This window comes from Amycolatopsis sp. NPDC058986, assembly GCF_042741125.1.
GTDB lineage: Bacteria > Actinomycetota > Actinomycetes > Mycobacteriales > Pseudonocardiaceae > Amycolatopsis.
In genome coordinates this window covers 143,401-167,583 of the sequence record NZ_JBHYJW010000009.1, presented here as the reverse complement: position 1 = coordinate 167,583, position 24,183 = coordinate 143,401, and the positions used below count along the sequence as shown (strand labels likewise).

At 68.3% G+C, this 24,183-nt stretch carries 19 protein-coding genes and 2 pseudogenes; 9 read left to right on the top strand and 12 right to left on the bottom strand.

Features of this window, described 5'->3' with window-relative positions:
* Nucleotides 1-117 precede the first annotated feature (117 nt).
* Complete coding sequence (locus ACFW0G_RS11540) at nt 118-393, top strand: YggT family protein (RefSeq protein WP_378324919.1); 276 nt, start codon at nt 118-120, stop codon at nt 391-393.
* A 223-nt stretch (nt 394-616) separates the two neighbouring features.
* On the opposite strand, the gene ACFW0G_RS11535 is transcribed toward ACFW0G_RS11540, so the two are convergent.
* Nucleotides 617-1,486: an alpha/beta fold hydrolase gene (locus ACFW0G_RS11535; RefSeq protein WP_378324918.1), complete on the bottom strand. Its 870-nt coding sequence runs from the start codon at nt 1,484-1,486 to the stop codon at nt 617-619.
* A gap of 92 nt (nt 1,487-1,578) precedes the next feature.
* On the opposite strand from ACFW0G_RS11535, the gene ACFW0G_RS11530 reads away from it, so the two are divergent.
* Both ACFW0G_RS11530 and ACFW0G_RS11525 read left to right on the top strand, forming a co-directional pair.
* Nucleotides 1,579-2,184: a TetR/AcrR family transcriptional regulator gene (locus tag ACFW0G_RS11530; RefSeq protein ID WP_378324917.1), complete on the top strand. Its 606-nt coding sequence runs from the start codon at nt 1,579-1,581 to the stop codon at nt 2,182-2,184.
* A gap of 47 nt (nt 2,185-2,231) precedes the next feature.
* On the top strand, nt 2,232-3,014 hold the full coding sequence (locus ACFW0G_RS11525) for an IclR family transcriptional regulator (protein ID WP_378324915.1): 783 nt from the start codon (nt 2,232-2,234) through the stop codon (nt 3,012-3,014).
* Nucleotides 3,015-3,019: 5 nt separating this feature from the next.
* On the opposite strand, the gene ACFW0G_RS11520 is transcribed toward ACFW0G_RS11525, so the two are convergent.
* Together ACFW0G_RS11520 and ACFW0G_RS11515 are read right to left on the bottom strand one after the other, a co-directional pair.
* A complete protein-coding gene (locus ACFW0G_RS11520) occupies nt 3,020-4,630 on the bottom strand; it encodes an L-lactate permease (RefSeq protein ID WP_378324914.1) in 1,611 nt (536 codons plus the stop codon).
* 117 nt (nt 4,631-4,747) lie between these two features.
* A complete protein-coding gene (locus ACFW0G_RS11515) occupies nt 4,748-5,914 on the bottom strand; it encodes a pyridoxal-phosphate-dependent aminotransferase family protein (RefSeq protein ID WP_378324913.1) in 1,167 nt (388 codons plus the stop codon).
* A gap of 181 nt (nt 5,915-6,095) precedes the next feature.
* Between ACFW0G_RS11515 and ACFW0G_RS11510 the strand changes: the two genes are divergently transcribed.
* On the top strand, nt 6,096-9,014 hold the full coding sequence (locus tag ACFW0G_RS11510; RefSeq protein ID WP_378324912.1) for an FAD-binding and (Fe-S)-binding domain-containing protein: 2,919 nt from the start codon (nt 6,096-6,098) through the stop codon (nt 9,012-9,014).
* 44 nt (nt 9,015-9,058) lie between these two features.
* Nucleotides 9,059-10,678, top strand: a complete 1,620-nt coding sequence (locus tag ACFW0G_RS11505; protein ID WP_378324911.1) for an ABC-F family ATP-binding cassette domain-containing protein — start codon at nt 9,059-9,061, stop codon at nt 10,676-10,678.
* A gap of 406 nt (nt 10,679-11,084) precedes the next feature.
* On the opposite strand, the gene ACFW0G_RS11500 is transcribed toward ACFW0G_RS11505, so the two are convergent.
* The 8 genes and pseudogenes from ACFW0G_RS11500 to ACFW0G_RS11465 all read right to left on the bottom strand — a co-directional run bounded on the left by ACFW0G_RS11500 (nt 11,085) and on the right by ACFW0G_RS11465 (nt 17,330).
* Nucleotides 11,085-11,609: an FKBP-type peptidyl-prolyl cis-trans isomerase gene (locus ACFW0G_RS11500; protein WP_378324910.1), complete on the bottom strand. Its 525-nt coding sequence runs from the start codon at nt 11,607-11,609 to the stop codon at nt 11,085-11,087.
* Between the two features lie 10 nt (nt 11,610-11,619).
* On the bottom strand, nt 11,620-13,317 hold the full coding sequence (locus ACFW0G_RS11495; RefSeq protein WP_378324909.1) for a HelD family protein: 1,698 nt from the start codon (nt 13,315-13,317) through the stop codon (nt 11,620-11,622).
* A 523-nt stretch (nt 13,318-13,840) separates the two neighbouring features.
* The gene (locus ACFW0G_RS11490) at nt 13,841-14,029 is read right to left on the bottom strand and encodes a DUF397 domain-containing protein (RefSeq protein WP_378324908.1); all 189 of its coding nucleotides are present in this window, start codon (nt 14,027-14,029) and stop codon (nt 13,841-13,843) included.
* Between the two features lie 22 nt (nt 14,030-14,051).
* Nucleotides 14,052-14,291, bottom strand: a pseudogene (locus tag ACFW0G_RS11485) (Scr1 family TA system antitoxin-like transcriptional regulator); the annotation flags it as partial.
* A 113-nt stretch (nt 14,292-14,404) separates the two neighbouring features.
* Complete coding sequence (locus tag ACFW0G_RS11480; RefSeq protein WP_378324907.1) at nt 14,405-14,824, bottom strand: Imm1 family immunity protein; 420 nt, start codon at nt 14,822-14,824, stop codon at nt 14,405-14,407.
* Nucleotides 14,825-14,839: 15 nt separating this feature from the next.
* Nucleotides 14,840-14,935, bottom strand: a pseudogene (locus ACFW0G_RS11475) (Imm1 family immunity protein); the annotation flags it as partial.
* Nucleotides 14,936-15,513: 578 nt separating this feature from the next.
* Nucleotides 15,514-16,431 carry an ABC transporter substrate-binding protein gene (locus ACFW0G_RS11470; RefSeq protein WP_378324906.1) on the bottom strand — a complete coding sequence of 306 codons (918 nt, stop codon included), beginning with the start codon at nt 16,429-16,431 and terminating at the stop codon, nt 15,514-15,516.
* 125 nt (nt 16,432-16,556) lie between these two features.
* Nucleotides 16,557-17,330 (bottom strand): GntR family transcriptional regulator, encoded by a 774-nt coding sequence (locus tag ACFW0G_RS11465; protein WP_378324904.1) that lies wholly within the window; start codon nt 17,328-17,330, stop codon nt 16,557-16,559.
* Between the two features lie 644 nt (nt 17,331-17,974).
* On the opposite strand from ACFW0G_RS11465, the gene ACFW0G_RS11460 reads away from it, so the two are divergent.
* Nucleotides 17,975-18,178 (top strand): hypothetical protein, encoded by a 204-nt coding sequence (locus tag ACFW0G_RS11460; protein ID WP_378324903.1) that lies wholly within the window; start codon nt 17,975-17,977, stop codon nt 18,176-18,178.
* Nucleotides 18,179-18,604: 426 nt separating this feature from the next.
* On the top strand, nt 18,605-18,850 hold the full coding sequence (locus ACFW0G_RS11455) for a hypothetical protein (RefSeq protein WP_378324902.1): 246 nt from the start codon (nt 18,605-18,607) through the stop codon (nt 18,848-18,850).
* 758 nt (nt 18,851-19,608) lie between these two features.
* On the opposite strand, the gene ACFW0G_RS11450 is transcribed toward ACFW0G_RS11455, so the two are convergent.
* Nucleotides 19,609-20,589, bottom strand: a complete 981-nt coding sequence (locus ACFW0G_RS11450; protein WP_378324901.1) for a heme o synthase — start codon at nt 20,587-20,589, stop codon at nt 19,609-19,611.
* Between the two features lie 287 nt (nt 20,590-20,876).
* On the opposite strand from ACFW0G_RS11450, the gene tkt reads away from it, so the two are divergent.
* Nucleotides 20,877-22,982, top strand: coding sequence for a transketolase (gene tkt, locus ACFW0G_RS11445; protein WP_378324900.1), 2,106 nt, complete (start codon nt 20,877-20,879; stop codon nt 22,980-22,982).
* Between the two features lie 81 nt (nt 22,983-23,063).
* Nucleotides 23,064-24,179 (top strand): transaldolase, encoded by a 1,116-nt coding sequence (gene tal / locus ACFW0G_RS11440; protein ID WP_378324899.1) that lies wholly within the window; start codon nt 23,064-23,066, stop codon nt 24,177-24,179.
* Nucleotides 24,180-24,183: the final 4 nt, after the last annotated feature.

The following is a 24,183-nucleotide window of genomic DNA, read 5'->3' as shown; positions in this document are numbered from 1 at the left end:
CTGAGGATCGGCTGTGAATCTCCCGTGCCGAGCACTTTCGGCCGGGTGTCCGCGTTGTCCGGATAGCGGCAGCACGCAGAGCTGCCGTGGACACGGTGCCGACGGGAGTGGACGACCATGGGTTTTCTCGGAACGTTGCTCGGGTTCGTGGTGACGCTGTTCATCATCGTGCTGATCGGGCGGATGGTGCTGGACTGGGCGGGCGCGGTGGTGGACAGCCCGCCATGGGTGCGGCGCGCGCGGCGGCTGGCACACGCGGCGACCGAGCCGGTGATCGCACCGGTCCGGCGGGTCGCGCGGCCGGTCCGGTTCGGCGGGATCTCGCTCGACCTGGCCTTCACCCTCGTGTTCGTCGCCGCGGTGATCGTGCGCGGGATCCTGTTCAGCCTGTGACCCGCGCGACCCCTTCCCGGCAAACGGGTGAACCCGCCCAGGAACGGCGCCTTTTCCCGTCACGAAGACCCCCCGGCGTGGTCTCGCCTGTGCCCGCTCCGCACGTCCCCGCGGAGCGGGAGCCCGGACCGGGCGGTGTGTGCCGCTGACCCCCTCCCCCCGCGACACGCACCGCCCACCCATGGCGTCCGTCCACAGAGGACCATCGACGCGGAATCCTCGCTCACCGCGGGAGAGTGCGGGCCCAGTGCCGGTGCAGATGCGGGGTCAGGTCGTCCGGGCGTTCGTCGGGGAAGAAGAGTTTCGCACCCTCGACCTCGATCACCTCCTGGACGCCCGGGATGACGTCCCGCAGCCAGTAGGCCCAGCGCGTCTCGAAGTTCTCGTCGCCGGTGCCCCAGACGATCAGCGTCGGCACCCGGAGGTTCTTCAACTCCGGCTCGATGGCGACCAGATCGTCGGCCTTGAGGGAGGTCAGCAGCCGCTCGAAGCCGCGAGCGGCCTCGGTGGTGCCGAACACCGGCGTGACGTAGTCGCGGAAAACCGCGTCGTCGACCTGGTCCGGATGTTCGTATCCGGCGCCGTAGGTTCCCGCCCTGGCCAGTCCGGGATTCGCGACGAGCGGCCCGGCGAGCGAGGCGAGCCTTCCCCGCTTGGCGAGTTCGACCGTGGGCCGGAACGCCTCGGGCGGCAGGTTGTCGTGGGTGTCGCAGTTGGTGAGAGTGAGGGTGCGCAGCCGCGCGGGACGATCGACGGCGAAGACCTGGGCGACGGCGCCACCGGTGTCGTTGGCGACCAGGTCGACCTCGGCGAGTTCCAGCGCCGCACAGAACTCCTCGACCAGTTCGGCGAGTCCCCGCAGGGACAGGTCGCGATCCGCGTGCACCGGTGAATGGCCGTGTCCTGGCAGGTCGAACGCGACGCACCGGCGCTGCCCGGCCGAGGCGGCGACGACGTGCCGCCACAGCCGGGCGTTCGTGCCGACGCCGTGCACGAACAGCGCGGCGGGGCCGGTGCCGACGTCGAGATAGCTGACTTCGCCGAAGCGGGTCGACACGCGGTGGCGGTGAGCTTCGAGCTCGCGCACGTCCATGGTTAAGGTCCTCCCAGAAGTCCATACCGACTGTCGGTCTAGTTATTCCAGACCGACAGTCGGTATGTCAATCGTGATGGAGGCGTCGGCACGTGAACAAGAAGGCGGAACGCGGTCAGGCGACCCGGGAGCACCTGGTGGCGGTGGCCACCCGGCTGTTCACCGAACGCGGCTACGAAGGGACCTCGATCGAGGCCGTGCTGCAGGATTCCGGAGTCAGCCGCGGCGCGCTCTACCACCACTTCGGCGGCAAGGACGCGCTGTTCGCCGCCGTGCTCGACACCGTCTACGACCACACCGGCGAAAGCATGGCCGCCGCGACGCGCGACGCGCCGGACCCGGTGTCGGCACTCCGCGCGGGCTGCCGCGCCTGGATCCGGCTCACCGCCGACCCGGCGGTGCATCGCATCGTGCTCATCGACGCGCCCTCGGTGCTCGGCTGGCAGCGCTGGCGGGAACTCGACGAACGCCGCGTGCTCCGCCAGGTCAAGGTCGCGCTCACGGCGGCCGCGGACACGGCACACCTCGCCCCGGGCCACGTGGTGTTCTTCGCGCACGCGCTGCTGGCGAGCATGAACGAAATCGCCATGCTCATCGCCCGCGCCGACGACCCGGCCGCCGCGGCGGCCGAAGCCGACACCGCCGTCGACGAACTGCTTCACCGTCTCCTCGTGGCTCCGGTCGCTCCCTCGCGCTGACAGCTACGATTCCGGGACGGCGAGTCGGCGGTGAGGGGAGGTAAGCGGTGGCGGACAAGGCAGAGCAGGGCGTCACCGTGCGATCGGTCGAACGGTCGCTGGACATCCTCGAGATCCTGGCCGCCGCGCCGGACAGCTTGAGCCTTACCGAACTCAGTGCGCGATCGGCATTGCCCGCCCCGACAATCCTCCGGCTGCTGCGCACCTTGCAGGGGCGTGGTTACGTGCGTCAAGCCGGTCCCCGCCGGTACGTGCTCGGGTCACGGGCCCGGCGGCTGGCGTCGGCGGGCACCCGGGCCGCCGGGCGCACCGCGGAGGAGTTCCTGCGCGAACTCGTGGCGCTCTCCGGTGAGACGGCCAAGCTCACCGTGCTGGACGGCGACGACGTGCTGTGCGTGGCCTCGGTGCCGTCGCCGCATCCGGTGCGGATGTTCACCGAGGCCGGTGCGCGGATGATGCCGCACTGCACCTCGGCGGGCAAGGCGATGCTGGCCCAGCTGCCCCCGTCCGAGGCCCGCGAGCTGCTGACCAGAACGGGACTGCCCGCCGTCACGACGGCGACGATCACCGACCTCGAAAAGATGCTGGCTCTGCTCGGCGAAGTCCGCTCACAGGGATACGCGCTCGACGACGGCGAGCGCGCCGACGACGTCTGCTGTGTCGCGGTCCCGGTGGCCTCGACCGCGGGACCGGCCGCGCTGTCGGTGTCCGGGCCGTCCTCGCGGATGCCGGTCACCACCCGCCGGAAGCTGGTGACCGGCATGCGGGACATCGCGGAGCGCTTCGCCGCCGCGCTCGACCCGGCGGAGACCGTGCGACAGTCGGGCTGACCCGCTCACCCGCCGACCACCATCCAGCCGAGCACCGTCGACTGCGCCACGACGAGCAGCGACAGCAGTGCCAGGAGAATCAGGCTCCATAAGGCGACCTTGCGCAGCAGATCACCTTCCCTGCCGGGCAGTCCCACCGCGGTGGCCGCGATCGCCAGGTTCTGCGGCGCGATGACCTTCCCCAGCACCCCGCCGGTGCTGTTCGCCGCGGCCAGCAGCATCGGCGAGATCCCGGTCCGCACGCCCGCCGCGTACTGCAGCGCCCCGAACAACGAGTTCGCCCCGGTGTCCGAACCGGTCACGGCGACCCCGACGTAGCCGAGCGGCGCCGACAGCAGCGCGAAGGCGGCGCCGGTGGCCGCGAGGAGATAGCCCAGCGTGGTCGCCATCCCGGACAGGTTCATCAGGTACCCCAACGCGAGGACACAGCTGATGGTGACCGCGGCCCAGCGGATCTGGACGAGCGTGCGCCCGTAACACCGCACCGCGCGGCGCGGCCCGACCCGCAGGATCGCCATGGTGAGCAGTCCGGTCAGCAGCAGCATCGTGCCCGGTGCGGTCATCCAGCCGAAGTCGAACCGCGTCGCGCCGACGACCGCACCGCGACTGTCCACAATGTGCAGACCGGGCCAGGCGAAGGACGTGCCGAGATCCTTCGCCCATCGGTGCACCGGCCCCGGCAACTCGACCAACGCGAACAGAACGGTGAGCAGAGCGTATGGGCTGAAGGCGCGCAAGACGTCCGGGAACGCATCCTTTTCGAGCGGCGCCTCTGCGCACGAAGCGCCGTCGATGGCGAGCGGCCGCCGCGGCGACCACAGCCGCAGCACGACGATGACACACAGCGCGGACAGGACCGCGGCGATCAGGTCGGTCAGTGCGTAGGTGAAGAAGTTCGAGCACAGGAACTGGCCGACGGCGAACCCGGTGCCCGCGGCGAGCGCCGCCGGCCACACCTCGCGCAGGCCCCGTTTGCCGTCCACCATCACGAGCAGCACGAAGGGAACCAGGAACGCCACCCACGGAGACTGCCGCCCGACCATCGCGCCGACGTCGTGCACCGGCAGCGAGGTCACCTTGGCCAGCGCGGTGATCGGGTTGCCGACCGAACCGTACGCCGCGGGCGCGGCGTTGGCGAACAGAGCGACCACGGCCGCCTTCATCGGCGTGAAACCCAGTGCTATCAACATGATGCTGGTGACGGCGACGGGGGTGCCGAACCCGGACAGCGACTCGATCAGCGCGCCGAACGTGTAGGCGATCAGGATCGCCTGGATCCGGAAGTCCGCCGAAATCCGGGCGAACGCCCGGCCGACGATCGCGAAGTGCCCGGATTCCTGCTGCAGTTTGTTGATCCACACCGCGTTCAGGATGATCCAGACGATCGGGAACAGCCCGAAGGCCAGGCCCTCTCCCGCCGCCGCGATGGCCGGGACGACCGGCATGCGGTAGCAGACGACCGCGACGACGAGCGCGGCGGCCAGTCCGGCCAACGCGGCCCAATGGGATTTCAGCCGGAAGATTCCGAGCAACAGCAACAGAATGGCGAGCGGGATCGCGGCGACCAGCGCGGACAGCGGCAGCGAGCCCAGCGGATCGATGATTTGCCGATACATGGGTCCTCCGGCACGGGGAGGCTGCACAGCGGTGCTCAGCGGGTACCGGCGCGTCGGTGCAGCCTTGGACCGTGTGACGCCGGTACCGGATGTGTCCGATCAGGACGGTCGGAATCTTCAGGAGTGCGCCAGGAATTCCAGTGCTTCGGTCACTCCGCCGGGCTTGCCCGGTATCCCGGCGAGCCGGAGGCCCATTTCGACGCCGCCGAGCGTGCCGGCCAGCATCAGATCGTTGAAGTGGCCCAGATGCCCGATCCGGAACACGCGCCCGGCGACCTTGCCGAGCCCCGCGCCGAGTGACATGTCGAACCGCTCCAGGATCACGCGGCGCAAATCGGCTTCGTCGTGGCCTTCGGGCAGCAGGACGGCGGTGAGCGAGTTCGAGTACTCGCGCTCGTCCTGGCACAGCAGCTCGAGACCCCAGGTGCGCACCGCGCGGCGGGTGGCTTCAGCGTGCCGGGCATGCCGGGCGAACACCGTCGCCAATCCCTCCTCCGCCAGCATGCGCAGCGATTCGCGGAGCCCGTAGAGCAGGTTTGTCGCCGGTGTGTAAGGAAAGTAGCCGCGTTCGTTGGCCAGAAGGATCGGCTCCCAGTCCCAATAGGACCGAGCGAGCCGCGCGGTCCGGGAAGCAAGGAGGGCGTTGGCGCTGACGGCGTTGAAGCCGAGACCCGGCGGCAGCATCAGGCCCTTCTGCGATCCGGTCACCGTGACGTCGACGCGCCATTCGTCGTGGCGGTAGTCGATCGAGCCGAGCGAGGACACCGTGTCGACCAGCAGGAGCGCGGGATGGCCCGCGTCGTCGAGCGCGGCACGTACCTCCGGGATCCTGGTCGTCACCCCGGTCGAGGTTTCGTTGTGCACCACCATGACGGCCTTGATCGCGTGCGTCCGGTCCGCGCGCAGCCGCTCGGCCAGCGCCTCGGGGTCGACGCCGTGCCGCCAGTCCCCGGCCACGAAGTCGACCTCCAGGCCGAGCTTCCCGGCCAGTTCGGACCACAGCGTCGCGAAATGGCCGGTTTCCCAGCAGAGCACCCGATCGCCCGGCGAGAGCGTGTTGACGAGCGCGGCCTCCCAGGCCCCGGTGCCGGAGGACGGATAGATCACGACCGGCCCGGAGCAGCCGAAGACCGGTTTGACCGCCTCCAGCACCTCGGTGGTCAGCGCGGCGAACTCGGGACCGCGGTGATCGATGGTCGGGGCCGCGATCGCACGCAGCACGCGGTCGGGGACGTTGGTGGGTCCGGGGATCTGCAGGAAGTGCTGCCCGGTGTGGGGTGCCAACCCGGCCTCCAGTTTTCACTAGATGAAACTTTCATATCACACCGTGAAAGACTGAACCTCGAAGCGGCGCCCTGTCAAGCCTTGCTCCCGAGACGTTGACGCCAGGCCGGGCCGGGATTACGTTCAGCGGCAGTCGTTCTATGAAACTTTGTTTTCATACAGTGAAATTTCTGGAGGTTCGATGGGGCACCAGCCGGAAACCGACGCGACACCGCTGTCCCGGGACCTCGCCGCCGCGCTCGGCCGGGACCTGTCCGGCGAGGTGCGTGTCGACGCCTACACCCGGAGCCTCTACGCCGGGGACGCGAGCATGTACGCCATCGAACCGGCGGCCGTGACCTTTCCCCGCGACGACGGCGACGTGCAGGCGGTCGTCACCGCGGCCGCCGAGTTCGACGTGCCGGTACTCGCCCGGGGGGCGGGCACGAGCCTCGCCGGGCAGACGGTCGGCCCCGGCGTCGTCATGGATTTCTCCCGGCACATGAACCGGATCCTCGACGTCGACCTCGAATCCCGGACCGCGGTGGTGCAGCCGGGCGTGGTGCAGGACGACCTCAACCGCGCCGCCGCGGGGGTCGGCCTGATGTTCGGGCCGGACACCTCGACCAGCAACCGCGCCACGCTCGGCGGCATGATCGGCAACAACTCCGCCGGCAGCGGTTCGATGCGGTACGGCATGACCATCGACCACGTACAGGCACTGGACACCGTGCTGTCGGACGCCTCCCGCGCACGATTGCTGCCGGTGACCGAGGCCGAACGCGCGCTGCGCGCCCGCGGCGATTCCCTCGAAGCACGGCTTTACCGCGAACTCCCGGATCTCGTGACCGGGCACGCCGGCGCGATCGCCAAGCACTACCCGAAATTCTGGCGCCGCGCGGGTGGCTACCGGCTGGATCGCTTGCTGGACAAGCCTTTCGACCTCGCGAAGTTCGTGGTCGGTTCCGAGGGCACGCTGCTGACGGTGACCGAGGCGCTGGTCGGGCTGGTCCCCAAACCGGCGAACCGCGTGATCGCCGTCGGGCATTTCGCCGACGTCGCCGGGGCCATCGCCGCCACCGAGGACGCGCTCGCCTGTGAACCACACCAGGTCGAGCTCATGGACAGCACGATCCTCGAACTTTCCCGGCAGCGCGTGGAATATCGCGCGCTCGGCACGATGCTCGAAGGCGAGCCCGCTGCTCTGCTCTTCGTCACCTTCCACGGCGACACCGAGGCCGAGGCTCTCGCGGGCATGGACAGGCTGACCGCGTTGTGGCGGCGGCACGGCCACGGCTATCACGTGCTGCGCGCGGTGGACCCCGGGGTACAGGCCGAGGTGCTCAAGGTGCGCAAGGCGGGGCTGGGCATGCTGATGGCGGCCAGCGTCGGCGCGCGGCGGCCGCTGGCGTTCGTCGAGGACACCGCCGTGGATCCGGCAGTCCTGCCCGAGTACGTCAAGCGATTCCGCGGTGTCCTCGACCGGCACGGCCTCACCGCCGGGCTCTACGGCCATTGTTCGGTGGGCTGCCTGCACATCCGGCCGTTCCTGGATCTCACCCAACCGGGCCAAGTGGCGACGATGCGGGCGGTGGCCGAGGAGATCCGCGATCTCGTCGCTGAATACGGCGGCGCGAACTCCAGTGAGCACGGCGATGGCCTGGCCCGCAGCGAGTTCAACCGGTCGATCTTCGGCGACGAGCTGTACGAGGCGATGCGGACGGTGAAGCGTCTCTTCGACCCGGCAGGCCGGATGAACCCGGGCAAGATCGTCGACGCCCCGCCGATGACCGCGCACCTGCGTGACGTCGCCCTGCCCGCCGCGCGGCCGATCCGGACGCGGCTGGACTTCGAGGTCGTCGGCGGCATGCGCGGCGCCGCCGACCGCTGCATGAACATCGGGCAGTGCCGCAAGACCACCACCGGCGTGATGTGTCCGTCCTATATGGCCACTCGTGAGGAGGAGCACTCCACCCGGGGCCGCGCCAACGCGCTCGTCAAGGCACTGTCCACACCGGACCCGCATGCCGCGCTCGGCGACGAACGCCTGCACGAGATCCTCGACCTGTGCCTGGAATGCAAGGCCTGCAAGAGTGAATGCCCGCTCGGGGTCGACATGGCGTCGTTGAAGAGCGAGTTTCTCGCGCACTACCAGAGCATCCACGGGATTCCCTTGCGTGCCAAGCTGTTCGCCGGGATCCGCGGGCTGAACCGGCTGGGTGCCGCCTTCGCGCCGGTGTCCAACCTGCCCGGCCGGTTCGGCCCCGCACGCGGGCTGGCCGAGCGATACCTCGGCGTCACACGGCATCGCCCGCTTCCGCGTTTCGCACGGCAGACCCTCATCCGCTGGCATCGCGGCCGCCGCGTGGCCGCGAACCCGGCACCGCGCGGCGAAGTCGTCTTCCTCGCCGACTCGTTCACCACCTTCACCGAACCGGCGATCGGACGGGCGGCCATCGAACTGCTGGAGCTGGCCGGCTGGTCCGTGCGCCTGCACAGCTCCGGCTGCTGCGGGCGGGCGAGCATCTCGAAGGGGCTGCTCGATCAGGCGACCGGCCTGGCCGCGAAGATGACCTCCGATCTCGTCCCGCACGTCCGGCGGGGCGCGCGGATCGTCGGCTGCGAACCGTCGTGTGTGCTGAGCCTCAAGGAAGAACACCTGTCGCTGCAACCGGACAACGCCGATGCCAGGCTCGTCGCCGAGCACACCGCCCTCGTCGAAGACCTTCTGCTGGAAGCCATCGACGACGGTGGCCTGCGGCTGCGGGAGGATTCGCCGGTTTCGGGGCGGCGCATCGTGTTCCACGGTCATTGTCACCAGAAGGCGTTGGTGGGCACCGGCACCACCGTCGGGCTGCTGCGGCGCATCCCCGGCGCGGAGGTCGTCGAACTCGACGCCGGGTGCTGCGGGATGGCGGGCTCCTTCGGCTTCGAAGCCGAGCACTACGACCTGTCGATGCGGGTCGGCGGACTGCGGTTGTTCCCGGCGGTGAACGCGGAACCGGCGGGAACGCTCGTGGCCGCCACCGGGGTTTCGTGCCGTCAGCAGATCGCGCAGGGTACCCGGCGGCAGGCCGTGCATCCCCTCGAACTGGTCCGCCAGGCCGTGGCGCCGAGCTGAAAATCGGGGGCGTTCCGGCGGCCCGGTCACTACACTCCGCGACCATGGGCCATCTGGAGGCAGCGCACGTCGAGTACATCCTGCCGGACGGGCGGACGTTGCTCGACGACGTCTCGTTCCGGGTCTCCGACGGGGCGGTCGTCGCGCTCGTCGGGCCCAATGGCGCCGGGAAAACCACGTTGCTGCGGCTGTTGTCCGGCGAACTGCAGCCCCACGCCGGGTCGGTGACCGTCTCCGGCGGGCTCGGCGTGATGGCCCAGTTCGTCGGCTCGGTGCGCGACGAACGCACCGTCCGCGACCTCCTGATTTCGGTGGCACCCCAACGGATCCGGGACGCCGCGGCCGCGGTGGACGCCGCCGAGGAACTGATCATGACCGTCGACGACGAAGCCGCGCAAATGAAGTACGCGCAGGCACTGGCCGACTGGGCCGAAGCACGCGGCTACGAATCCGAGACGCTGTGGGACGTCTGCACTACCGCCGCGCTCGGCGTGCCCTACGAGAAAGCCCAATGGCGCCTCGTCCGGACGCTCAGTGGTGGCGAACAGAAACGCCTGGTCCTCGAAGCGCTGCTCCGCGGCCCCGATGAAGTCCTGCTGCTCGACGAGCCGGACAACTACCTCGACGTCCCGGGCAAGCGCTGGCTCGAAGACCGGCTTCGCGAGACGCGCAAGACCGTGTTCTTCGTCTCCCACGACCGGGAACTGCTCGCCCGAGCCGCGGAGAAGATCGTCAGCGTCGAACCCGGCCCCGCGGGCAGCGACGCCTGGATGCACGGCGGCGGGTTCGGCACCTACCACGAGGCACGCAAGGAACGCTTCGCCCGCTACGAAGAACTCCGGCGACGCTGGGACGAGAAACACGCCCAGCTCAAACGCCTCGTACTGGACATGCAGCAGTACGCCGCGCGCAGCGACGAAATGGCCTCCCGCTACAAAGCCGCCAAGACCCGCCTCCGGAAGTTCGAGGAAGCGGGCCCGCCGCTGGAACCACCGCGGCCGCAGGACATCCGGATGCGGCTGCGCGGCGGCCGCACCGGCGTCCGCGCCGTCACCTGCGAACACCTCGAACTCACCGGGCTGATGAAACCGTTCTCGCTGGAGATCTTCTTCGGCGAACGGGTCGCGGTGCTCGGTTCCAACGGCTCGGGCAAATCGCATTTCCTCCGGCTGCTGGCGGGCGAGGACGTCGCCTGCACCGGCGTGTGGAAGACCGGCGCCCGGGTCGTCCCCGGGCACTTCGCCCAGACCCACGCCCACCCGGAGCTGACCGGGCGGACGCTGGCCGACATCCTCTGGACCGAACACGCCAAGGACCGCGGAGCCGCGATGGCCGTCCTACGCCGCTACGAGCTGGAACGGCAAGGCGACCAGGTCTTCGACAAGCTGTCCGGCGGCCAGCAGGCGCGGTTCCAGATCCTCCAGCTCGAACTCGCGGGCACCACGGCGCTCCTGCTGGACGAGCCGACCGACAACCTCGACCTCGAATCCGCCGAAGCCCTGCAGGACAGCCTCGAAACCTACGAAGGCACCGTCCTCGCCGTCACCCACGACCGCTGGTTCGCCAAGTCGTTCGACCGCTACCTCGTCTTCGGCTCCGACGGCGTCGTCCGCGAAACCCCGGAGCCGGTCTGGGACGAAGGCCGCGTCGCCCGCGCCCGCTGAAGCGCACCGCCATGGTCCGTGAATGCCACATTGAGGGAATCAGAGTCCCTCAAGGAGGTTTTCTCGCTAAGGGTTCTGGGGCCGTGTGTGCTGCCGGAGGTGCTGTAGGACGTCTTCGGTGCGCTGGTCTGGGGTGTGACAAGGGCGTTCCTGGGTGCGGTGGATGCACCCAGGGCGTCCCTCGGACTTCCCCGCGCTCGCCGACTCCGTTCGCCCGATGTCGCGAACGCTCCGTTGCCGACGATGAGCGTCCCGAACGGCGCGTTCGCGACACGCGCCCCGGACCCCGCCGCATGCCGTGAAGGACCCCTTCACCACACCACCAAGCCCCCGGAAAGCACCCACCAGCAAAACCACACCCCCGCACCTACCGAGAAACCCCAATGCGGCATTCACGGACTGGGCATCACGGACCCGAGTCGCCGGAGACCTTGACGGCGTCGGTCACGAAAACGAGGGTCTCGTTGGGCTTGATGCCCTGGCCGCCCTCGCCGTAGCCGAGGTCGGGCGGGATGATCAGCAGGCGCCGCGCGCCCTGCTGGATGCCGACGAGGCCCTGGTCCCAGCCCTGGATCACCTTGCCGGCGCCCAGCGGCAGCGGGAACGTCTTGCCGCGGTCGAAGGAGCTGTCCAGCTTCTGCTTGTCCGACCAGGTGACCAGCGTGTAGTTCATCTCCAGCTGCTGGCCGGGCTTCGCGCCCTCACCGGTGCCGGGCGAGAGGTCCTTGGTGATGAGCTTCTTCGGCGGAGTGCAGTTGTCCGGGATGGTGATCGTCGGCGCTTCGCCGAACTTCCCGGTGGTCTTGATGTCGTCCGCGGTGCACTCGCGGGACGCGGCGGCCGGGGTGTCCTTCTGGCCGCACGCGGTCAGTGCGAGGGTGGCCGTGGCCAGCACGGCGCCCATCGCGGCGATCTTGCCGATTTTCTGCATGCCGCGCACCTTAGCCAAGCACGGACAGTGCCGGAACCGTCGATCCGCTGGAGATCACGCCGAGCCGCCGGGTCGCCCGGGTGAGCGCGACGTAGAGGTCGTTGAGGCCGCGCGGCGAGTCCGCGACGATCTCGTCCGGGGCGAGCAGCAGCACGGCGTCGAACTCCAAGCCCTTCGCCCGCTCGACCGTGAGCACGCTCACCCGGTCGCCGGTATCGGCGAGCAGCCCGCGGACGTCGTCGAGCCGCGAGGCCGGGGTGAGCACCGCCACCGTCCCACCGTCCACAGCGGACAGTTCGGCGCCGACAAGCCCCGGCAGCTCGGCCTCGACGTCTGCCGGGACCACCGACCACGGCGGGATTCCGCTCTCCCGCACGGAAGACGGCGCTTCCAGCGCGGGGTCGACCTCGGCCAGCACACGCGCCGCGACGGCCATGATCTCGGCGGGCGTGCGGTAGTTCACGGTGAGTTGTTCGAGGCGCCAGCGATCCGCGACGTACGGCGAGAGCACCTCGTCCCAGGTGCGCGCGCCGCCGGCGGCGCCGGTCTGCGCGACGTCGCCGACGAGCGTCATCGAGCGGTTGGGCGAGCGGCGCATGAGCAGCCGCCAGTCCATGGCGGACAGTTCCTGCGCCTCGTCGATGATGACGTGCCCGAAGGTCCAGGTCCGGTCCTGCGCGGCGCGCTGGGCGGCGGTCAGCTCGCTGCGGGCCTGCTGCCGCTCGGCGAACAGCTCGGCGTCGAGCACGTCCGACACCCGCAGCAGTTCCTCGTCGATGATTTCCTCGTCCTGTTCGAGGATGTCCAGCACGCCCTCGGCGTACGCGCGATCCTCGCGCTCACGGCGCTTGCGTTCGACACGGGCCTCGGTGTCGTCCTCGCCGAGCAGCTCGGCGAGTTCGTCCAGGAGCGGGACGTCGGCCGGAGTCCACTGGGCGTCCCGGCCGCTCTCCAGATGCGCGCGTTCCTCCGCCGTCAGCAGCTTCGACGCCGCGCTGTCGAGGCGTTCGCGGTCGGCGAACAGGTCGTCGAGCACGCCCTCTGGGGTGAGGGTCGGCCACAGCGAATCCAGTGCCGCCGCGATGTTCGCGTCCGCGGCCAGTTCCGCGCGGATGTCCTGGACGTCACGCGCGTCGAGCAGGTCCTCCCCCAGCCTCCGCGCGGCCTGGCGGGTCAGCGCGTCGAGGACGTCGGAGACGAACAGCCGCCGCGCGAGGTTGTGCGGACGGCGCGAGCGGCGGGCCCGCGTCCGCGCGTCCACACAGGTCTTGCGGTCCAGCCGCAGCACGTCGCGCTCGTACTCGATCTCCAGCACGGGTTCCGGGACCCGCTGGCGGTCGCGGACGGCGTTGGCCAGCACGTCCGCCATGACGATCCGGCCCTTGATCTCGGTGGCCTCGCGGGACTCGGTGCCGACGGCGTCGAGTCCAGGGTAAAGCTGACCGACGGTGGCGAGCAGCACGCCGGTCTCCCCCAGCGACGGGAGGACCTGGCCGATGTAGCGCAGGAACGTGCTGTTCGGCCCGACCACGAGCACGCCGCGCGTGGTGAGCTGCTGGCGGTGCGTGTAGAGCAGGTACGCGGCGCGGTGCAGGGCGACGGCGGTCTTGCCGGTGCCGGGCCCGCCCTGCACGACCATCACCCCGCCCAGCGGCGCGCGGATGATCCGGTCCTGCTCGGCCTGGATCGTGGCGACGATGTCGCTCATCTCACCCGTGCGGCGCTGTTCGAGCGCGGCCAGCAGCGCGGCCTCGCCCGCCAGGCCGAGATCCTGGCCCTGGTCGGCGGCGGTGAGGTCGAGGATCTCGTCGTCGAGGCCGGTGACCTTGCGGCTCAGCGACCGGATGTGCCTGCGCCGCCGGACGCCTTCGGGAGACGCCGCGGTCGCCAGGTAGAACGGCCGCGCGACCGGCGCCCGCCAGTCGACCAGCAGCGGCTTGTAGTCGTCGTCCTCGTCGAACAGGCCGAGCCTGCCGATGTACGTCGTCTCCTCGGCGTGGCCGGGAAGGAAATCGAGCCGCCCGAAGCACAGCCCCTGCTCGACCGAGCCCAGCTGGGCCAGCCGATCGGTGTACAGCGTCGTCGCGACGTCGCGTTCGGTGCGCGCCTGCGGGGTGCCGCCGGTCTGCCGGAGGATCTCGTCGAGCCTGCGCTGTGCCTCGGCGCGTTCGGCGTCGAGCTTGCGGTAGAGCGTGGTGACGTAGTCCTGCTCGCGAGCGAGTTCCTCGGTACTAATGGTTCAGCTCACGAACGAACGCGGACCACACGGCGGCCGGGACGGTCAGCGCGGGCAAGGCAGGGGCCTTGGAGTCCCGGACGCCGACGGCCACCTCCCCGAACGCCACCTCGACACAGTTGGCAGAGTCGTTGCTGTAGCTGCTCTTGAACCAGTGGGGACTGGAGAAATCCTGCGACTTCATGCACCCATGATCTCACGATCTCTCAGGCAAGGCGCTTGGCGGCGGCCTCGATCAGCTTCACGGACCTGTCCGGGCCGTGCGCAAGACCGACGAGCATCTCCCATGACTGCGTGTACACCTCGATCTGTTCCGGCTCGTCCAGGAACAGGCTGGACACCTTGTTCTCCAGCAACACCAAGCTCGCTTCGGCGTCGTACTCCAGAACCGTGAATGCCCCAACAACACCAGGATGGAGACTGGCTTCGATCGGCAAGACCTGGACCGTGTAATGGTCCGATTACTCAAAGGTATCCGCACGGCGCCACCAGCAGTGACAAATCCACCCTGTCGGAGGCATCGCCGAGACTTGTCCGCAGGCTGTCCGAGGACACCCGGTCACAGCTCCCCAGCGGCAGCGGCCCAGGGAATGGCCCGAGGCCGCGTGCCGCTGACAAGGAATTCCTTGAGCCCGGCCGCCACGACACCGACTGGCAGTCCCGATCCCGGCGGGAACTCTTCGTCAGGCGAGTCGTACTCCGGCGATTCCGGATCGCCGTCCGCGGACACCATTCCCACCGAGTCCGAGGTGTACGAGATGTAGGCGAAGCTCCCGTGCACACCGACGTGAAGAAGCTGACCGGTCCAGACGTCCTGCCTGATATCCGGTCCCCAGACTTTCGCGGTACCGGCTCGCGGTGACCGCAGTCGCTCCACGAGTTGGTCCGTCTCGGCGGCAGTGCTCACGACGACGTTCTCACCACCGATGTGACCGGCTGGGTCGTCGGGATAGCTGTCCCAGATGGAGCGGAAACTCATGCGGGATCGTTTCCCTCAGCCAGGGGTCCAGGTCACGGATTCCGGCCGACGGCCCGTCCGGACGAACTCACCGACAGCGGTCAGAACCCGGTCCAACGGGAGTTCCGCACGGGGCGGCGCCGGCGAGTGCCGTTAAGGCCACCTTTACAGGACAACTGCGGTGCTGACCTGGCGTTTTCGGGGTGATGTGCTCTCTCACCTGCACACATCCTATCAGAACTGTCTCACCTAGTTGCGATTCTATGTCAGACCCTGACCAGCGAGTTTCGGGTCTATGCCCACACTTTGCCCATCGCTAGTAGCGAATCTTCGCGAGCTGCGGTACCGGGCGGAGTGCTCGCCGGAGGCCGCGACGGCGCGGTCGAAGTTGTGTCACCCACGGTGTCGCCCAGAAGGGAGATGTCGAAGGTGCCGGAGGCGTAGCTGGGCTGGGCGGGCGCGGCAGGCATGGCGCCTCCTGAAGCCGGCGGCGACTGCGCCAGAGTGTAAGAGCGGCACCCCAAGGCAGCCAGACGACGAAGGAGCCACCCGGGCAGGTTGCCCAGGTGCCCCTTCGAGATGGCCGCGAAGTCGATACGACACGGCGAATGTCCAAGAGGTACAAGCATCAAAGGCGAACCGTCATTTGGTTATGTACTTGTGACCTGCGTGAGCAATGTCTCCGAGCGACTTGTCGGCCGCTGGCTCGGCTACGTGGGCGGATTGGCGGGCGTCGCTGGTTCGATGCCCGCCGCCGTCCATCGCAGGAGGACGGTCTCGTGAGCCACTTGCACACCCGTTGCCGGGTCGATCTTGAATCGGCCGAACAGGGTTGTGGTGTCCAGCGACGTCGCCGCTTCCCAGAGAGCGAGACGCGTCGTGGCCCCTGCGAGCGTCACACAGTGAGTCGCCAGAGCCGCCGCCGCGACAGCTTGGACGGCCGGGTAGTCGGGTGTCGGCTGCCCAGTCTTCGCGTAGGCGGCGAGAAAGTCCCGTTCCGTCGGCCCGATGTCGGGGCAGGGTGTCGTCGTGCCCGGAAACCATTGCGCTATGCCGTAGGTTTCGCGGGAATCCGCGACGGCGTCGCCAAATTCGCGCACACCAGCGGCAACCGAGCATACGACTGACGGACGATTCGTCATCTTTCGCGCTCGTCTTACGTTGGCAGAATCGTCCTCGAACGTTCCGGCAGAGAACAGTGCCCAGTCGCCTTCTATCTCCGGCAATTCCTGCTCCGAACTCAGCTCAAAGACATGAATTCCCACTTTTTCTACGTCACGCGAGGCGCCTGCTGCAACTTGTCGGCCGAACGCACCTCTGCCGCGGGCGATGACGAGTAACGGTGGCGGGGCATTCGCAGTTGAGAGATGTTTTACGAATGGCTTCGCGTACCGCGAAGTCGGCGTCAATACCGACACCAGACTTCCGGAATGTGCAGCCTGGATATCGTCGCCGGATCCGCCGTGGTTCCAGAGAATCCGTCCGTTTTCCGACGCAATCCTGCTTGCCACCCTTGTAAGATTCGTGGCGTATGGACCGAGCATGACATCGCTGCGTTTGTCGATCTGAGGAAGAAGTTGTTCAATGGTACGTGGATCGCTCTCGTCGTCCTCGATGACAAGGTCCACCGACCCATCTAGACCTTGCCACACCTGCAACGCCGTGGCGACCTGCCTTCCGAAACGCGCAAATCTCCCCGTCAAGGACAAGCAAAGGCCCAGGCGGATCCGTGGCTGCTGGCCAGTGGCAGAGGTCATGTCATCGATACCTCGTACTGAAACTGGTGACGGTCAGCGGCCGCAACGGTGTGCTGCACCTCAACTGGATTACCGTTCGTGTCGTACACCGTCCTGACAATGTCGACCACAGGGACTCCGGTCGCCAACTGAAGGCCGTCAAGCTCATTCCTTGAAGGCATTCTTGCCGATAGCTCATCCACCGACCTGGCGAGACGGCGGCGAATCGGACCCGCAGAATCCTCGATTAGGCCGTTGACGCCACCTTTGATCCTGCGTAATTGCGTGATCGCCGTTCCTCTGACCATCGCTTCAGCGTAGTAGCTGTCGCAAAATGCGACAGGTTGACCATTGATCATGAACAGTCTCTTTCGGACGACAACTTGTTCATCCTCGGCAAGGTTCAGGCGTTGTGCTATTTCGGAGCTTGCCGGGATGGTGATCACGTCGAGCAGGCGCTGTTCCGGCACCTGACCTTGTTCGCGAACCTGGGCATTGAAGCCAGGCAATCCCGCATTCCGATGCTTTCGATAGTTTGCGCCGGACAGGAGCAAACGGACGTGCGGAGTGGAGCGGACGAACATGCCGCGCCCTTGTTCGCTGACCACCAACCCCTCGGCCTTGAGGACCGCGATGGCCCGCCGGACGGTCGGACGGCTTGCCGCGTACTGCGCCGCGAGGTCGTGTTCCGACGGCAGGCGCTCGCCAGGGGCCCGCCGTCCCGCTGCGATCTCCGCGCGCAGGTCGTCAACGATCCGCCGGTACGGGAACGAGCCGCCGCCCTCAGTCATCACTTGATGCTACAAGTTGCCCAATCCTCCCGCGGCCCACCTGCCGTGCAGTCTGACCGCGTCGTTCCACGGCGGGTTTGACTTGTATTACCAAGTTGAGCTAGCGTCCTTCGTTGTACTTGTATTACCAAGTGGTCGCCAGTCGGGAGGTGTGTGCGAGACGGGCGCAACGTCCACGGAAGAGACGAAGGAGCCCCCGGCCAGCCGCCGGGAGGAGTATGCCGATCGGTTCCTCTTCGACACCTCCGGCCGTCGCATCTCCGAGCTTCCTCATGATCAGCGCGCGACAGCGCGCCAGGCGTACGTCGAGCACCCGAAGAGACTCCGATGACCGCGCTCGAAGAGAGACCGACGCCCGGAGCGCTTCGAAGCGCAGCGGAAGCCTACGAATGGCACGCGTTCCTCGACGGCTTGGCGCACCTGTACCGGACGGAGCAGGTCGAGAGCGACTGGCCCACGTTCCTGCTCCCCTGGTGCGAAGAGGACCGCTGGTACCCCCAACGGCACGACCGAGAGAGCGTGACCGCACGGAGGGGTCCGACCGATCCCCGGGCGCATCTGCGAGAGGCGCGAACGGCGCGTGATGGCCGCGACCCGAAAGGCGCTGCGCGCCCAGGGGCTCCTCCGGAAGGGGGTTTCGCGACGTGGAGAAGCGTGATCGAGAGCTGTTCGCGCGTCTCTCGCGGATCAACTCCGAGTTCGGGGAGATCGTGCTCCGCCTACTGACGGTCCAGTACGAGGACGCGAGGTTCTCCGAGGGACTGCGGCTGCTCGGCGAAGCCCACTCCGCCCTGGGCCGCGAACTCCTGGAGCGCGCCGACGAGCTGCGGGATCAGCTCGATTCATAGACCACCGGTCGCTGCCCCGTGCCCTCGTCGGCGCGGCGGCCGGGTTCCACCTGCCCACGTACCGAACCCGAGGACGGTCGATGCCGCGCAATCCCGCAGGACCCGGGCCCACGAGGCCGGGGCCAGGTAAGGACAGGCCCAGCTCGCCCACACGCGACAACCCCGGCCCGCAACCCCGGCCGATACAGCCGCCGCGCCCGAAGCGCTAAGGAGCCGCCCATGCTCAAGAGGCCGATGTCGCGTCTGCGCGACCGACGCAGTTGCCTCGCCGGAGGCCAGGCGGGCAACGTAGCCCTCGGCTCTGCGGGGAGCTACCCTCCGAAACAGCCGACCGGCCCGACCCGACCGGGCGGCACCTACCGGTCGAGCCTGTTCCGCTGGCAGCCAGAGCCGCCAGATCCGGACGACGAGGTCTAGAATCAGGCCATGCGGTCGACCCGGGAAATGCGAAGGCTGGCAGCCGTGCTTCTCGCAGGCGACGACGACGCCCGCTTCTACGGCGGATTCCTGCGGCGCGCGGCGAACGTACACAGCCCACGGCTGAATCTGATGCTGACGACGCTGCTGCAACGCAGCTGGCTCACCGACGGGTGGGACGAGCCCTCGCAGGCGGGGGGTCAGCGCTACTACACGCTCACCGAGGCCGGACGTCGCGAACTGGCCAGGAAATAGAGCCTTGAAACGCAAAAAGCCCCCTCCCGGCCCGAAGGCCAGGAGGGGGCGCGTTTCTATTTGCGGGCGGCCGATCGGGCCGGCGGCATCCCAGGCTCGGAACTCAGCCTCGGTGATCTCGTCGATCCAGCGGTTGGCGAATTTTCGGTTGAGCGCGTTCAGACAGTAGCCCCGCTGTTTCCGGGTTCTGACTGTGCCCGGCTGGTCGACCACCCACAGGTCGCCGTACTCCTTGAACGTCAGTCGACCCTTCTGACGCTGGACCGGGATGCCCGCCTCGGTGCAGGTGTCGTCGACCCGCTTGAGGAGCAGGATCGCGGCGGCCTCCGCCTGCTCGTAGAAGTCGAAGATGGTTCCGCCGTCGACATCCCGCGCCCATTCCTTCTTCTGCGCGACGGCGTTCCAGACGTAGGTCCGGTACTTGGTGCCGGACTTCCGGTGGATCTCCTCAATGCTGTAGCCCAGACCACGCCTGGGTTTCCGTGTCTTCGCTGCCATCGGGGATCGGCCCTTCGCATCGCGCACGCGCGGCGATCCCTGCGAAGGGCCGACGGTAACCCGGGGGAACGGAGCCGATCAAGCTCTGTGGGCGAAGCTCATGCCCACAGACCCGTCGGTGCTCGTTTCAAGATCCGGTTTCGGACCTCTGACCAGCGACGGAGCATGATCGACACCATGACCCCCGAAGAAGTACCCTCATGCCACCTTATGGGCGTCTGACGCCCATAAAGGTGGCCTTAACGGCACGTCGCGAAGAATCAGAAGGGCAGGCCCAGGACCGGGAGGCCGATGGCGGAGTCGACGGCCAGCGCCACGAACACGATCATCAGGTACGTGTTGGAGCGGTGGAACAACGACATCGGCTTGGTCTGCTCGCCCCGGCGGACCGCGGCCTGCAGCCGGTGCGCGTAGAAGAGGAACCAGGCACCCGCCAGCACCGCGAAAGTGCCGTACAGCCAGGACGTCACCGGGAGCAGCAGCAGCGTCCAGGCCACCATCACCCACGAGTAGATGACGATCTGGCGGGCGACGTGCTGTTCGGTCGCGACCACCGGCAGCATCGGGACACCGGCGCGTTCGTAGTCCTCGCGGTACTTCATGCCCAGCGCCCAGGTGTGCGGCGGGGTCCAGAAGAAGATGACGCCGAACATCACGAACGCGGGCCACTGCACGGTGCCGGTCACCGCGGCCCAGCCGATCACCACCGGCATGCAGCCGGCGGCGCCGCCCCACACGACGTTCTGTGAAGTCCGCCGCTTGAGGCCGAGGGTGTAGACGAAGATGTAGAAGAGGATCGTCGCGATCGCGAGGATCGCCGAGAGCAGGTTCACCGTGAGATACAGCACGGCGGCCGACGCGACACCGAGCACCAGCCCGAAGATCAGCGCGTTGCGCCGGGGCACCGAATCCTTGACAAGGGGACGCCGCTTCGTGCGGTTCATCACCTTGTCGATGTCGGCGTCGATGACGCAGTTGAGCGCGTTCGCGCTGCCCGCGGCCATGGTCCCGCCGAGCAGCGTGGCGAGCACCAGCCACGGCGACGGGATCTCGCGGCCCGCGAGGAACATCGCGGGAATCGTGGTCACCAGAAGGAGTTCGATGACCCGCGGCTTGGCGAGTGCGGCGTAGGCACCGACCACCTGGCGGATGGTTCGCCTGCCACCCCGCGGTGGTTCACCGGTCGGGCGGACGGCGCTGGTGTCGTCACTGCGTCCGTGCGCAGCGTTCACCAACGACATTTCACTCCCTGTGTCAGTTCGGGCGGGTGCAGGCTCGCGGTGTACGTGGTGGCACCTGCCTGCTTGAACCCTGAACCGATGTTAGACGTGGTGATTCCCGTGGGTGATCGCGGGTCCCGCCGGAGGCGAACCACTAGGCTGGCGGCGAGGGCCCGCGTCCTGCCCTGCGCGAGGCTGCCAGCAGGAATATCGTCTCTTCCGGATCGATTGAGATAGATAGGCAGCACGCCAGGCACCAGCGAAGTACCGGAAACCAGCACAACCTCATGACGAGGAGTTCGATCTCAGTGTCCGTAACCGCCTCCACCAGCGAGAACAACCCCCTCCTCCGGCGTGCCGTGCCAGCCGACTGGACCGAAACCGACACTCGCGCCGTGGACACCGTCCGGGTGCTCGCCGCGGACGCGGTGGAGAACTGCGGCAGCGGGCACCCCGGCACCGCGATGAGCCTGGCGCCACTGGCCTACACGCTGTTCCAGCGCACGCTGCGGCACGACCCCGCGGACCCGCACTGGGCCGGGCGCGACCGCTTCGTACTGTCGGCCGGGCACTCCAGCCTGACCCTCTACATCCAGCTGTACCTCGCCGGGTTCGGCCTGGAGCTGGAGGACCTCAAGCAGCTGCGCAAGTGGGGCTCGCTGACGCCGGGTCACCCGGAGTACCACCACACCAAGGGCGTCGAGACCACCACCGGCCCGCTCGGCCAGGGCCTGGCCAACGCGGTCGGCATGGCGATGGCGGCCCGCCGCGAGCGCGGCCTGTTCGACCCGGACGCCGCGCCCGGTGAGAGCGTTTTCGACCACTTCGTCTACGTGATCGCCTCCGACGGCGACATCGAGGAGGGCGTCACCTCCGAGGCGTCGTCGATCGCGGGGCGCCAGCAGCTGGGCAACCTGGTCGTCTTCTACGACGACAACAAGATCTCCATCGAGGACGACACGAACATCGCCCTCTCGGAGGATGTCGCCGCGCGGTACGAGGCCTACGGCTGGCACGTGCAGACGGTCGAGGGTGGCGAGGACGTCGTCGCGATCGAGGCCGCCATCGAGGCCGCGAAGGCCGAGACGGCGCGTCCGTCGTTCATCGCGCTGAAGACGATCATCGGCTACCCGGCGCCGACGAAGATGAACACCGGCAAGGCGCACGGCGCCGCGCTGGGCGCCGAAGAGGTCGCGGCGGTCAAGAAGATCCTCGGCTTCGACCCGGAGCGGAACTTCCAGGTCGACGACGAGGTCATCACCCACACCCGCCAGGCCCTCGACCGCGGCAAGTCCGCGCGCGCCGCGTGGCAGGAGAAGTTCGACGTCTGGGCCGCGGCCAACCCGGAGCGCAAGGCGCTGTTCGACCGGCTCGCCACCCGCGCGCTGCCCGAGGGCTTCGCCGAGAAGCTGCCTTCGTGGGAGCCGGACGCCAAGGGCATCGCGACCCGCAAGGCCTCCGGTGAGGTGCTCAACGCGCTCGCCGAGCCGCTGCCCGAGCTGTGGGGCGGCTCCGCGGACCTCGCGGAGAGCAACAACACCACGATGAAGGGCGCCGACTCGTTCGGCCCTGCCGAGGCCGGCACCGACATGTGGAAGACCAGCCCGTACGGCCGGACGCTCCACTTCGGCATCCGCGAGCACGCGATGGGCTCGATCCTGAACGGCATCGCGCTGCACGGCGGCACGCGGCCCTACGGCGCGACGTTCCTGATCTTCTCCGACTACATGCGCCCGCCGGTCCGGCTCGCCGCGCTGATGGGCCTGCCGGTCACCTACGTGTGGACGCACGACTCGATCGGCCTCGGCGAGGACGGCCCGACGCACCAGCCGATCGAACAGCTTTCCGCGCTGCGCGCGATCCCCGGCCTCAACGTCGTCCGCCCGGCGGACGCCAACGAGACCGCCTACGCGTGGAAGGCCGTGCTCGAGGACACCGAGCACCCGTCCGGGATCGCGCTGACCCGGCAGAACGTGCCGGTGCTGGAGGGAACCGACGCCGAGGGCGTCAAGAAGGGCGGCTACGTGCTGGCCGAGGCGTCCAACGGCGCCCCGGAGGTCGTGCTGATCGCCACCGGTTCCGAGGTGCAGCTGGCCGTCAAGGCCCGCGAAACCCTGGAGGCAGGCGGCATCCCGGCGAGCGTCGTCTCGATGCCGTGTGTCGAATGGTTCGACAAGCAGGAGCAGTCCTACAAGGACGCGGTCATCCCGCCGTCGGTCAAGGCCCGCGTGTCGGTCGAGGCCGGCGTGGCCCAGTCGTGGATCCGGTTCACCGGCGACGCCGGTGAGAACGTGTCGATCGAGCACTTCGGCGCCTCGGCCGACGCCGCGACCCTGTTCCGCGAGTTCGGTTTCACCGCCGAGGCCGTCGTCGACGCGGCTCGCCGTTCCCTCGCCAAAGCCAAGAACGCCTGAATTTCCGAAGGGGATGTGCCGCCTCATCCCCTCCACCCACCCTCAACGGAGGCGCTGCGCGCCACTGGGAAGGACAGAGTCATGAGCACCACTGATCGGCTCGCGCAACTGTCGGAAGCCGGTGTTTCCATCTGGCTGGACGACCTCTCGCGCGAGCGCCTCGACTCGGGCAACCTCGCCGGGCTCATCCGCGACAAGCACGTCGTCGGCGTGACCACGAACCCGACGATCTTCGCCAACGCGCTGTCCAAGGGCGAGGCCTACGACGCGCAGGTCCGTGACCTCGCCGCCCGCGGCGCCGACCTGGACGGCACGGTCCGCGAGCTGACCACCACCGACGTCCGCAACGCGGCCGATCTCTTCCGCGACGTCTACAACGCCACGAACGGCGTCGACGGCCGGGTGTCCATCGAGGTCGACCCGCGCCTGGCCAAGGACACCGCGAAGACGGTGGCCGAGGCCAAGGACCTGTGGAAGACCGTGGACCGGCCGAACGTGCTGATCAAGATCCCGGCCACCGAAGAGGGTCTGCCCGCGATCACCGCGACGCTCGCCGAGGGCATCAGCGTCAACGTCACGCTGATCTTCTCCGTCGAGCGCTACGAGGCGGTCATCAACGCCTTCTTCGCCGGGCTGGAGCAGGCGAAGGCCAACGGCCACGACCTCAAGGGCATCCACTCGGTCGCCTCGTTCTTCGTGTCCCGTGTGGACACCGAGATCGACAAGCGGATCGAGAAGATCGGCACCGACGAGGCCAAGGCACTGCGCGGCCAGGCGGCGATCGCCAACGCGCTGCTCGCCTACGCCGCGTTCGAGAAGCTGTTCACCTCGGACCGCTGGTCGGCGCTGGCCGCCGAGGGCGCCAACGCGCAGCGTCCGCTGTGGGCGTCCACCGGGGTCAAGGATCCGTCCTATTCGGACACCCGCTACGTCGACCAGCTCGTCGTGGGCGACACGGTGAACACCATGCCGGAGAAGACCCTCGACGCGGTCGCCGACCACGCCGAGATCGAAGGCGACAAGGTGACCGGCAAGGGCGCGCAGGCGCAGGAGGTGTTCGACAAGCTCTCCGCTGCCGGCATCGACATCCCGGACGTCTTCAAGGTCCTCGAGGAAGAGGGCGTGGAGAAGTTCGAGAAGTCCTGGCAGGAGCTGCTGGACACCGTCACCGGACAGCTGGCCGAGGCGAAGGGCTGAAAGG